8 protein-coding genes and 1 pseudogene are annotated in these 11,938 nt (G+C 63.3%); 1 reads left to right on the top strand and 8 read right to left on the bottom strand.

The window, feature by feature from the left end; all coding sequences use genetic code 11:
• Positions 1 to 322 precede the first annotated feature (322 nt).
• From SBI20_RS16500 to SBI20_RS16525, 6 genes and pseudogenes are all read right to left on the bottom strand, one after another.
• Complete coding sequence (locus SBI20_RS16500) at positions 323 to 1,261, bottom strand: ArdC family protein (protein WP_317976205.1); 939 nt, start codon at positions 1,259 to 1,261, stop codon at positions 323 to 325.
• A 383-nt stretch (positions 1,262 to 1,644) separates the two neighbouring features.
• Entirely contained in the window at positions 1,645 to 1,965 is a 321-nt protein-coding gene (locus SBI20_RS16505; RefSeq protein WP_317976206.1) for a single-stranded DNA-binding protein, read from the bottom strand.
• A gap of 84 nt (positions 1,966 to 2,049) precedes the next feature.
• Positions 2,050 to 4,560: pseudogene (locus SBI20_RS16510) on the bottom strand (Tn3 family transposase); the annotation flags it as partial.
• 164 nt (positions 4,561 to 4,724) lie between these two features.
• Positions 4,725 to 5,525 carry an IS21-like element helper ATPase IstB gene (gene istB, locus SBI20_RS16515; protein WP_126066410.1) on the bottom strand — a complete coding sequence of 267 codons (801 nt, stop codon included), beginning with the start codon at positions 5,523 to 5,525 and terminating at the stop codon, positions 4,725 to 4,727.
• 11 nt (positions 5,526 to 5,536) lie between these two features.
• Positions 5,537 to 7,057: an IS21 family transposase gene (gene istA / locus SBI20_RS16520; protein ID WP_126066408.1), complete on the bottom strand. Its 1,521-nt coding sequence runs from the start codon at positions 7,055 to 7,057 to the stop codon at positions 5,537 to 5,539.
• Between the two features lie 166 nt (positions 7,058 to 7,223).
• Positions 7,224 to 7,586 carry an AbrB/MazE/SpoVT family DNA-binding domain-containing protein gene (locus SBI20_RS16525; RefSeq protein WP_317976207.1) on the bottom strand — a complete coding sequence of 121 codons (363 nt, stop codon included), beginning with the start codon at positions 7,584 to 7,586 and terminating at the stop codon, positions 7,224 to 7,226.
• Positions 7,587 to 7,711: 125 nt separating this feature from the next.
• Here SBI20_RS16525 and SBI20_RS16530 point away from each other — a divergent pair, with 125 nt between their 5' ends.
• Positions 7,712 to 8,428 carry a recombinase family protein gene (locus SBI20_RS16530; RefSeq protein ID WP_317976208.1) on the top strand — a complete coding sequence of 239 codons (717 nt, stop codon included), beginning with the start codon at positions 7,712 to 7,714 and terminating at the stop codon, positions 8,426 to 8,428.
• 36 nt (positions 8,429 to 8,464) lie between these two features.
• Here the strand turns inward: SBI20_RS16530 and SBI20_RS16535 are convergent, their stop codons facing one another.
• Both SBI20_RS16535 and SBI20_RS16540 read right to left on the bottom strand, forming a co-directional pair.
• Complete coding sequence (locus tag SBI20_RS16535; protein WP_198355612.1) at positions 8,465 to 10,537, bottom strand: catalase; 2,073 nt, start codon at positions 10,535 to 10,537, stop codon at positions 8,465 to 8,467.
• Between the two features lie 299 nt (positions 10,538 to 10,836).
• Positions 10,837 to 11,853, bottom strand: a complete 1,017-nt coding sequence (locus tag SBI20_RS16540) for a malate dehydrogenase (RefSeq protein ID WP_198355611.1) — start codon at positions 11,851 to 11,853, stop codon at positions 10,837 to 10,839.
• Positions 11,854 to 11,938 lie beyond the last annotated feature (85 nt).

Below are 11,938 nucleotides of genomic sequence, written 5' to 3' on the forward strand. Positions count from 1 at the left end.
CACGGAGCGTAGCGAAGGAAGGATGGGGAAACCCCTGCGACCACCAAGCGGAGCGCGGCACGCGCGCAGACGGCTTGGCCCTTGCGCCAGGGGGCCGGAACAGGCCCCGGAGCTTCACAAACAACGCGACGGAATAGCCGTCTCCGCTTGCGCTGGAGCCAAGGCGACGATTTACCATAGAGGCGGAATACGGCGGCGGGGGCAACGCTACCGCCGCCGTATTACGCCGGCAAATCACGATCTATGGGGCAATTGTGGTCATGGTTTTTGTCTTTCCCTCCTGATGAAAGGAGGGCGACAGGGGCCGCCCTCCGGGATGACGTCAGGCGGCAATGGCCTGCGCGGGCGTGTCTACGTGTGAAAGGATCAGCTCGCTTGCGGCTTGCGCAGCGGTTGCGGCGCGGAAAATGGCCCGCTTGTCGTTACGCAAGGCGGTCAACCAAGAGGCAACATAAGCGGCGTGATCCTCACGCTCAGTCGGTTCCATCCCAAGTTGCGCGCAAAGCATGGCTGCGCCGACTTCGGCAATAAGCTCTTCCTCCGCCCTGATTTCTCGCGATTTCCCGTAATCGCGCAGGGTTTCGCGGGCGAGGCGCTTGGCGTGGCCGGTGCTATGCACGGCTTCGTGCGCAAGGGTCGCATAGAAGGCATTGCCGCTTTCAAAGTCAGCAAAGGCGGGCATCTGGATGTGGTCGGCAGCGGGGCTGTAATAGGCGCTCGATCCGCCCTCGGCGTAGGGCACGGGCCAGCGGGCAAATGCCGCATCAAGATCAGCGTCCCGCTGATCGCGGTTCTTGATCTCGATCCGGGGCACGGGGTACTTGCTCATATCGAGACCATCGATTTGCTCGACGTTGAAAACGACATACTTTTTCAGGAATTTACGGGTTGCTTCCTCGCCCTCGCTGGTGGTGACAGGCTCGCCGGTTTCCCCATCCTTGGGGGTGAAAGTTCCGGCATGAACGACAAGATTGCCCTTCTCCCCCTTGCGAACCTGCCCGCCCAGCTCGGCGGCTTGGCGGTAGGTCATCCAATAGGGGTTAATGAAACCGCGCGTCATAGCGGCGGTCCAGAGCAAAAGGATATTGATACCGCGATAGGCGGTGCCCTCATGCCGCAAGGGCAGGGTTGCAGCGCCGGAAGCCCAACGGGGCGACCACGGGCGCGTGCCAGCTTCCAGCATGGCGATAATCTGGGCGGTGACTTCCTCGTAAACATCGGCGCGGGGGGCAGTGTTCTGGCGGGTGGTCTTGCGGGTCATGTGCTTGTTTCCCTTCCTCGATGGAGCCCAAGGCGATGGCGTCCATCGGCTTCTGCCCGCTGGCGAAGCCGGGGGGGTTGAACCGGCATGAGGGCTGGTCGCGGGGGAGGGGGATCACCCGTCCTGCACGAAGCGCAGCAAAGGAAGGGTGGGGACACCCCCGCGACCACCAAGCGAAGCGCGGCACGCGCGCAGACGGCCTGGCCCTTGCCGGGAAGGGGGGAGGCCGCCCCCCTTGATCTGGAAAAGGAAATGTGGCCGCCCTGGCGGCCTCAGCTTCGAGCGAGGATCGTTGCCCGCATGGGACGAAACCGCTCGGCGGGTTCGGTCGGAACGCAGTGGAGATAGAGCCGTGCTGCCAAGCCGCTCCCGCTTGGGAAAAATTACTGCTCGCCGCCTGCCTTTGCCAGGACAGAGAAGGTGTCAGCAATCAATTCCGTCCGATAGGCAATCTCGTTGCCCTCCCCGTGGCTGGTTTCGCGCATTCGTCCAGTGATGTGAACCAGATCGCCTTTGTCAGCACCCTCAATCTGCTCACGGACATTCGAGAAGCCGACCACGCTGTTCCAATGAGGGTCGCTCTTCCACCCGTCGCCATCACGGCGGTTGTAATTGGCCGCGACGGTGACATAGATCACCTTGTCGCGCGGCGTGATCTTGCCGATCCGGCCGATGATCCGAAACTCAGCGATGTTCTGCGGCATGGTCCACTCCCTTGGCTAATCCACGATGGGGTGACTACACGAAAGTGACGTATCTGCACGGTAAGGGCGAACGGATAGCGAACGTCACGCGGCGAGCAGGGATCGGACGGCGCGCAGCGGCCGCAAGGCATCCGGATCGGGCCGGTCTTCTACATTCCAGCTATAGTCGCCGGTCAGCGAGATATGCTCCCAGCCCAACGGCGCGACGTGGCGCGCGATTTCGTCGGGCGTGCCGATGTCCGCCAGCGCCACTTCAAGATAGCGGGTGTTCCACAAGATGATGGCGGCGACGAGCAGGTTGAGGCCGGATGCGCGATAGGTCTGGTTCTCGAACCGCCGATCACGCAGCTCGCCGAGCTGGTTGAAGAAGATCGCGCGGGCGAGCGCGTTGCGGGCTTCGCCCTTATTGAGGCCCGCCTGGGTGCGCCGGCGCAGGTCGATGTCGCGCAACCAGTCGAGCATGAAGATCGAGCGTTCGAGACGGCCAAGCTCGCGCAACGCGAGGGCTAGTCCATTCTGTCGCGGATAGGCGGACAGGCGGCGTAGCATCGCTGAAGCGGTGCCGGTGCCGGTGCGGATCGATGTGGCGAACCGCAGCAGTTCGTCCCAATGCGCTGCGACATGACCCAATGCGATCGGTTCGCCCGTCATGCCGGCGAGCAAGGGGCCTGCTTCCTGGCCGGGAAGCAGGTGCAAACGACGTTCCTTGATGTCGCGCAGGCGTGGCGCGAAACGGTAGCCGAAGAAGGGCATGAGGCCGAACACATGGTCCGATGCCCCGCCTGTATCGGTGTAGTGCTCCTCGATTGTCAGGCCGGTCTGCTGATATAGCAAGCCATCCAGCACATAGGGAGCTTCGCCGGCGGTCGCCGCGATTACCCGGGTCGCGAAGGGGCCATATCGATCCGAGACATGGGTGTAGAAGGCAACGCCCGGTTCGTTGCCGCTGCGCGCGTTGATGTCGCCGATCGCGGCCCCGCGACCACCGGCATGAAATTGCTGTCCGTCGCTCGACGAGGTGGTGCCGTCTCCCCACAGCGCGGCGAGCGGCATGGCACGATGGGCGTCGATCAGCCTTCCCAGCGCTTCGCCATAGGCGGCCTCGCTGATGTGCCAGTCGTGGAGATGGGCGAGCTGACGCAGGCTTGCGCCCCGGCAGGTTTCCGCCATGCGCGTGAGGCCGAGATTGATGCCATCGGCAAGGATGACGGTGAGCAGCGCATTGCGGTCGTCGGCCTCCCGGCCCGAACGCCGATGGATGAAGCATTCGCTGAACCCGGTCCAGGCATCGACCTCAAGCAGGAGATCGGTGATCTTCACGCGCGGCAGTCGGTCGTAGGCAGCGCGACGGGCAATCTCGGTGGCGGGTGGCGTTGCCGCCTTCAGCGGCGAGATGATAAGGCCGCTTTCGTTAAGCCTGACCTGGGGCAGCTCGCCCTGTCGGGCGAGGACCGTCACCTGTTCGATCGCCGTGTCGAGCCTGGCGCGCCTTTCCTCGATATGACGATCGAAGTCCGTTTCGATGGCGAGCGGCAACGGCCCCTTCTCGCGAAGCGCGTCGAAGGTGGCCGACGGGATGAGGTAGCTATCGAAATCGCGGAACTGGCGGCTTCCCGAGACCCATATGTCTCCCGCTCGCAACCGCTCCCGTAGCTGGGCCAAGGCGCATAGTTCATAGGCGGCGCGATCGACGATGCCGTCCCGCAGGACGAACGGCCGCCATGCGGAGGGCACAAAGCGCAGCGGCACGCGATCAGGCAAGCGCCGTTTGCCGGTCCGGTATAGCTCCGCGATGATGGTAAGCGCCGACAGGAGTCCCTGCACCGCACCGGCGCCGCGAAATTCGAAGGTGTTGAGAAAGGCACCGGCAAAGAGCTTCACCGTGCGATGCCGCTCGATCAATTCGGAGGTGCGATCGACGGTTTCCGGTCGCCCGAGCACTTCGGCCTGCTCGACGGCCACGGCGAAGCGCTGCCAGTCCAGCGCCTCGATCTGCGCCAGAGAATCCACGCCCTTGCTGCGCGCGTCGATGAGGAGGCGGCAAGACCCCGTGAGCGTCCGGAGGTGGCCTTGCAACTCGCGCACCGTCTTGACGGCTTTGTCGCGGGTCCGGTTCTCGGCGCGGCGCGCCATGCTGCCCAACAGCTTGTCGAACATCGTCAGGGTGGCGTCGGTCAGGCTTTCCTCAAGGCGGATGCCGGTTGCCGCCAGCGTCGCATGGCGGCGCAGGGCATTGAGTTCGCCAAGGTGCTGGGGTGTGATGCGACTGCCTTCGTCCGCCAGCCTGTCAAAAGTCAAAGCCGGGATCATGTCGGCACGGGCGCGATCGAGGCCCAGCGCGCGGATATAGGCGAGCCGTTCGATCAGGCGCAGGATGTTGCGCGCTGCCGGCGATTGTGGCGCATTGCGCAGCCAGGATAGCCATGTCGCGGCCTGCCCCGTCCGTCGCGCCAGCAAATCGTCCAGACCCTGTAGCGTGTCGGGCCGCAGGCCGTTCGTCAGCACTTCATAGGTGAGCTGTTCGGCCTGTTGACGCGCCCGTCGCAGCACCGCTTCGAGAATCAATGGAGAAGGCAGGAAGATCTGCCGGCGCCGGTGTCAACACCGGGATAAAAACGGGCCAGGCACCGGTTTAAAAAGGGGCCAGTTGGGTTGAATAAAAAGCCCCATGGTTGAGGCTGGACAGCATCGGCAGCGGGGAAGCGGCTGTAGCGGAGCGGAAGCCGATTTCCCGCTGCCGATGGCCGCCTTTTGTCAGATCATTTTGCCTCCCCCTTGTCCTTCTGGCGCTTGCGGCTGCTGGTGAGGCGGAAGCTGTCACCATTCATCTCGAGGATGTGCACGTGGTGGGTCAGGCGGTCGAGCAGGGCGCCAGTCAAGCGCTCGGACCCGAACACCGATGTCCATTCATCGAAGGGCAGATTGCTGGTGATCAGCGTGCTGCCGCGTTCATACCGCTGGCTGAGCACCTCGAACAGCAATTCACCGCCCACTGCGGTGAAGGGCACATAGCCCAGCTCGTCGAGGATCAGCAGTTTCACCGAGGCCAGATGCTTTTGCAGGCTGCGCAGTCGCCGTTCGTCGCGCGCCTCCATCAAGTCATGGACCAGCGCCGCAGCGGTGGTGAAGGCCACGCTGTGCCCCTTCTGGCAAGCGGCCAGTCCCAGCGCGAGGGCGGTGTGGGTCTTGCCGGTACCGCTGGGGCCCAGCGCAATGACATTGCGCTGCCGCTCGATCCATTCTCCGCGCGCCAGTTCCAGCACCAGCGCCTTGTTCAGTGATGGCTGGGCTGCAAAGTCGAAGGTGTCAAAACTCTTGGTATGCGGGAACCTGGCCATGCGGATGCGACGCTCGACCATCCGGCGTTCACGGTCGATGCGCTCCAGTTCGCACAGGCGCAGCAGATAGCGCGGGTAATCGGCCCGATCCTGCGCGGCCTCAAACGCGACCTTCTCATATTCGCGCGCGAAGGATGGCAGCTTGAGTGCTTTGAGGTGGTTTGCCAGCAGCACGGCGGGCGGCACGCTGGTTGGTTCTGCCTCGATGACCGGCAGCGGCATCATGGGATCGCTCATGCCGCCACTCCTGTCGCCGGGGTGCCGGACTGCGAGAGCAGGCCCATATAACTGCGCGGGTCAGTGCGCCCAACATGGGCGCGTGGCAAGTGCGGGTAAAATTGCAGATCGAGGCGTGGCACGCGCTGCTCAAGTCGGGCCAGCGCGATCATCTTGACTGCATCAAAGCTGATCGCCCCCATCTCCAGCGCGCGGGCCACCGCCCATTCCACCAAGGGTTGCTCAAAGCGCTCGCATAGCCGCAGCACCTGGATGAACTCGCGCCGTCCTTCCTTGCCACTGCGGGCCTCCATCAACCGGCGAATGCGATGCATCGGTTCGGCCAGCACCCAGCCATCGAGCGGCGCCGCCTGATCAAGGGCACGCGGCTTTTGCTCCAACAGCGCCAGATAATGCAGCGGGTTGGCGATGAAGTCCTCACGCTCATAACTGCGCGGGTGCACCGCGATCTGCTCCCCGCCGCAGATGATGGAAACCCGGTCGACATAGCCTTTGATCACAACCTCTTGGTGGGCATAGGCCGTTGGCACCGAGTAATCATTAGTGCGATAGCGCACCAGCGCCATCGACGAGGCCCGCCCCGTCACCATATGGCAGGGATCAAATGGCACCGTAGGCAGTGGCATGAAGGCCGTCAGATCAGCCACCAGCCTGTCCCCGATGCTGTGCTCATGCCCACGCAAGATGGCCTGCCTGCGCTCCACGCATTGTTCGAGGAAGCGCGCGTTCAGCGCATCAAAGCTGGGCGCCTCCGGCCTTGGCACCATGAAATGGCGCCGGGAGTAGCCGACCAGCCCCTCAACCTTGCCTTTGTCATTGCCCTTTCCCGGGCGGCCAAACTTGTCCGCAAACAGGTAATGGCTTTGCAGCGTGGCGAACATCCGGCTGCGCTCGCGCGTCCCGTCGCCCAGGATCTGCGCCACCGCAAGCTTGGTGTTATCATACAGGATCGACTGCGGGACGCCGCCAAAGAAGGCGAAGGCGGCCACATGTCCTTCACAAAAGGCCTCGGCCACCTCGGCAGGATAGGCCTTGATGAACGGCGCATCGCTGTGCGGCAGATCCATGCAGAAATAGTGGAACCGCACCAGCTTGCCGTCGATGATCCCGTCCGCCTCGCCGAAATCTACCTGTGCGTGCCCCGGCTTGTGGCTCAGGGGTATGAACACCTCGCGGCTGCGCAGCTTGGCCCCCGCCACATAATCGCGGACAATGGTGATGCCACCGGTGAAACCATGCTCATCGCGCAAACGCTCGAAAATGCGGGCGGCAGTGTGTCGCTGCTTGCTGTGCACCTTGCGGTCATCCACCAGGATCTGGTCGATGATCTCGGTATATTCCGCCAGCTTGCGGCTGTAGGTTTGCCCACTCCGGCCATGCGCCCCCGGTTCCGGGAAGCACAGCATCTTGTCTACGGTCTTGCGGTTGATCCCAAAATACCGGGCAGCAGCGCGACGGCTCATCCCGTCAATCAGCACGGCGCGGCGGACCTTCTGATAAAGCTCCACTCTCTTCATCCTCCACCCCCGCACAAAAGCAGGGGTCTAGCAGGACTGGCCCATTTTTAATCCGGTGCTACCGGCCGATCCGTGGCCCCTTTTATTCCCGGTGTTCTCAACCCGATCCGCCCCGGGTTCATCGTTTAGAAGGCAGAGCAGGGCGGAGGCGTCGAGTACGACTTTGCTACTCACGCTCCGCCTCACGCCGACGCTCCGCGATAAGCTCGTCAGCCAAGCCGACGCCTTCGGGCACATACTTGCGCAGGATCGCGCGAGCACGCTCAAGTGCTTTAGGTACGGAACGTACTCGCAACTCGCCATCGTCCACATCGACGAGAACGGTGTCTCCCGTGGTGATCCCGAGCTCACGGCGCATTGCTGCCGGGATCACGAGCTTACCACCATCCACGATCTTGACCCTCTGTGCTTCCATCTGCACCAAACCCGCTGCTCTGACCTGTCCAACGGCCTTATACCGGAGAGCAAAGTCGGACGCCAGCGTGGAGGCAGGGAGCGATGAGCAGCCGATCACCGAAATAGCGTTCATCGACGATCGAGCAGCTACTTAGACCCGGATCGCTTAGCCAGGCTACGTAGGATCGGTAGTTGCCGCTCTGAGCCGATTACTGCATGATTGGCTCACAAGGGTATACTCATGGGAGCCGGGGAACGATGAGCGGCACCTCAAGACCGAACGTGATCCAGGCGGCACGCATCTACCTCCGGGTCAGCACCGAACAGCAGGACCTAGCCCGCCAGGAGGCGATCGTTGCCGGCGCCCGCGCCTCGGGCTTCTATGTGGCGGCGGTCTACCGGGAGAAGGCGTCGGGCGCGCGACCCGACCGACCGGAACTGCTACGCATGGTCGCCGACCTCCAGCCGGGCGAAGTGGTGATCGCGGAGAAAATTGACCGGATCAGCCGTCTGCCGCTCGCCGAAGCGGAGCTGTTAGTCGACGCAATAAGAGGGAAGGGGGCGCGGCTCGCCGTGCCGGGAATCGTGGACTTAACCGATCTCGTGGCTGACAGTGCCGGGGTCGCCCGGATTGTGCTCGAAGCGGTGCAGGACATGCTACTGCGTTTAGCGCTGCAATCCGCACGCGACGATTACGAGACGCGCCGGGAGCGGCAGCGTGAAGGGATCGAGATCGCGAAGCGGGCAGGGCGGTACACCGGGCGAAAGCCAGACCTTGCGCATCACCGTCGCATTATCGCTCTTCGAGATGCTGGCATGAGCATCACTCGTACTGCCGAGCTAGCGGGATGTAGTATTGCTCAGGTTAAACGCGTGACAGCTTTGCACCGGGCGAAGTCTTCTATTCACGCGCCGTCAAAGGACAAACTGACCACTAATCAATTTGATCAACGGCAGAGAATCGTTGAAGGCTAAGCGGCCCCACGCCGCGAGACGTGGGGCCGTAATATTTCAGGCGAGAAGACGCACGTCCGGTTCACGGTCGTAGAAGCGCTTTGCCGCCGCGTTCAGGAAGGCGTGATCGATGTCGACGACGCCATCGTCCGGCTCGACCCCCGCCTTCTCGAGCAACGGCCTCGCAGCCCCCGTCATGCCGATCGCCTTCAGATGCCCGAAGGCATCCATGACGAACTGAATGGCCGGCCCCTGCTTCAGTAGCGAAGCGCATCCCTCCTCGTTCACCAGGATTGCGACAGCATCGAATATCTGGCTTGGGGTGCCGGCCAGCTGGCCATCCGCCTTGCGCTTGCTGCCGTCGGACAAAGTGGTGCCGATCTTCGGCGCGACGATCACCGCCTTACCCTTCTCGGCCTCGATCGCAGCGACGAGCTTGGCCAGCGCGTCAGCATCCGTACCATCGGCGATCAGGATGCCGACGGCACGACCTTCGAGGAGCGGCTTCATGTTCTTGTGGATCGACAGCGCATTCGAAGGCGCCATATCGATCGTCGGCCGGGCAGCCGGCGTGGGCTCGGGAAGATCGATTCCCAGCCCATCAGCGACCCGGCGCGCCAGGTCCTCGTCGACGTTGCGCAGATTGGCGACCATCCGCACAGGCACCTTGTCGAGCAGACCCACCTTCGACAGCTCGAAGACATAGGCCGACGCGATATGCGCCTGCTCGCTTTCTGTTTGCGAGCGATAGAACAGACGCGCCTGGCTATAGTGGTCCGCGAACAACTCGGCACGAACCCGAAGCTTGTCGCCCTCCTCGTCCGCGCCGGTCGCCGCGTTGGTCGTGACGAACCCACGCTCCATGCTCGCGCGCGGGCCGCCCTCCTCGCCATGCTCCGCCAGACTGTTCGGCTCGTAATTCGCACGTCCCTTGGGCACCTGCGTCTGCATCAGGCCGTCGCGCTGGAAGTTCGCAAAGGGACACCGCGGCGCATTGATCGGGATCTGATGGAAGTTGGTCGTGCCGAGCCGCGACTTCTGCGTATCCAGATAGCTGAACAAACGCCCCTGCAGCAGCGGATCGTTGGTGAAGTCGATCCCCGGCACGATGTTCGTCGGCAGGAATGCGACCTGTTCGGTCTCGGCGAAGAAATTGTCAGGATTGCGGTTCAGGGTCAGCGTACCGATGACCCGGACGGGCACGTCCTCCTCGGGAATCAGCTTGGTCGCATCCAGCACGTCGTAGGGCTGGGCCTCGGCGAACGCCTGATCGAACACCTGGATGCCCAGATCCCACTGCGGAAAGGCGCCGGTGTCGATCGCTTCCCATAGGTCGCGCCTCTGAAAATCATTGTCCGCCGCCTGGAGCTTGTTTGCCTCGTCCCAGATCGTCGACTGAAGGCCCAGCCGTGGTTTCCAATGAAACTTGACGAAGCTCGATTGCCCTTCCGCGTTGACGAGCCGGAAGGTATGGACGCCGAACCCCTCCATCATGCGGAACGAACGCGGCAGCACGCGATCCGACATCGCCCACATCAACATGTGGGTCGTCTCGGGCATCAGCGACGCCCAGTCCCAGAAGGTGTCATGAGCAGTCGCCGCCTGCGGATAGGCGCGATCGGCTTCCATCTTCACCGAATGGATCAGGTCGGGAAACTTGATCGCGTCTTGGATGAAGAACACCGGAATGTTGTTGCCGACAAGGTCCCAATTGCCTTCGCGGGTGTAGAACTTGACCGCGAAGCCGCGAACGTCGCGAGGCGTGTCCACCGAACCGGCTCCACCCGTCACCGTCGAGAAGCGGACGAACACCTCGGTCTTCTCACCCTTGGTGAATACCGCAGCCCGTGAGAGGTCACTGATGTCGTCCGTCGCTTCGAACACTCCATGGGCACCCGACCCTCGCGCGTGGACGATCCGCTCCGGAATACGCTCGTGATCGAAATGAAAGATCTTCTCGCGCAGCACGAAATCCTCGAGCAGCGTCGGACCCCGCTTTCCGGCTTTCAGGCTGTTCTGATTGTCGCTCACGGGAACGCCGTGGTTGGTAGTCAGCACGTCATCCGCACCGAGCGGCTGCTGGTGCGGCTCGCCGCCGTTGCCGAATTTAGTCTGATGGACGTCCGTCATGAGAAACCTCGAATAGCTTGTTAGAGGGTAACGATATCAAATCCTTAGGGTTGCTCGCGAAGCCAGATAACGGCCGCGCTTTGCATGAGCATCGATTTGTTCACGCGTCCATGCGGACAGGACCTATCTGATCCGACTGTCCCCGACGGGCGCTGTTGGGCGGAAGAATGCTCAGCTTGCCGCGGCGAATAACAGCACGAGAAGCGAACTCTGCCCTATAAAGCGTAGCCAACTGGAGATGCTCCGCGCGTTCGCGTCGTGGAGGACGTGCCCGCTCATCCTCGATGTCTTGCATGCGCCTACCTCCGATCAGCGCTGGAAACCGACTGTTCCTTGAGGAGAAGTGAAACCGCGTCGCGCTCCTGCACGAGTTCGGCGACGCTGCGCTGGATCATCATATGCTGGAAGTCGTCGAGCCGAAGCCCGGACACTCGCTCGACCGATCCGGGCGAGCAGATCGCAGGCACACCGCACATCAGCCCCTCCGGAATATCGTACTCGCCGGTCGAGGACAGGCCCATCGACACCCATCGTCCGTCCGACCCAAGCAGCCAGTCCCGCATATGATCGAGCGCGGCATTGGCGGCGGACGCGGCCGAGGATGCGCCGCGCGCCTCGATGATCGCGGTGCCGCGCTGCGCCACCTGCGGGATCAACGTGTCGGTGCACCAGTCGGGGTCGCCGATCAGGCGGGGCAGGGGCTCGCCGCCGACGACGGCGTTCGTCCAGTCGGCATACATGGTGGGCGAATGGTTGCCCCAGACCGCGAGCCGCTCGATCTCGCCCACGTTGACGTTCGCCTGTGTCGCCAGCTGGCTGGCGGCGCGATTGTGGTCGAGCCGGATCATCGAAGTGATGTTGTCGCGGGCGAAGCCGGGCGCGTGCTCGGCCAGCACCCAGGCGTTGGTATTGGCCGGGTTGCCGACAACCAGCACCCTGGCTTCCCGCTTCGCGGCCCGGTCCAGAGCCTGGCCTTGCGTACGGAAGATGGCGGCATTGGCGGCGAGGAGGTCGCGGCGTTCCATGCCCTTCGAGCGAGGCCGGGATCCGACCAGGAACGCGGCGTCGATGTCGGCGAACGCGACGTGCGGATCGGCGGTGACGTCCACCCCTTCGAGCAGCGGGAAAGCGCAGTCCTCAAGCTCCATCACCACGCCCCAGACTGCCGGCAGCGCCTGCTCGAGGTCGAGGAGCTGAAGCCGGACCGGCTGGTCGGGGCCAAGTAGGTCGCCACACGCGATCCGGAATAGGAGCGCGTAGCAGATCTGGCCGGCGGCGCCGCTGATGGCGATGTGGACGGGAGGCTTGGCTGACATGGCGGAGGTCCTTGGGTGAAGCTTGGCTAGGAAGAGGGCGGGGGGAGCGGAGCGAGGATGGCGGCCCGCTCTCCGCCGTCAGGTT

Source organism: Novosphingobium sp. IK01, assembly GCF_033242265.1.
Taxonomy (GTDB): Bacteria; Pseudomonadota; Alphaproteobacteria; order Sphingomonadales; family Sphingomonadaceae; genus Novosphingobium; species Novosphingobium pituita.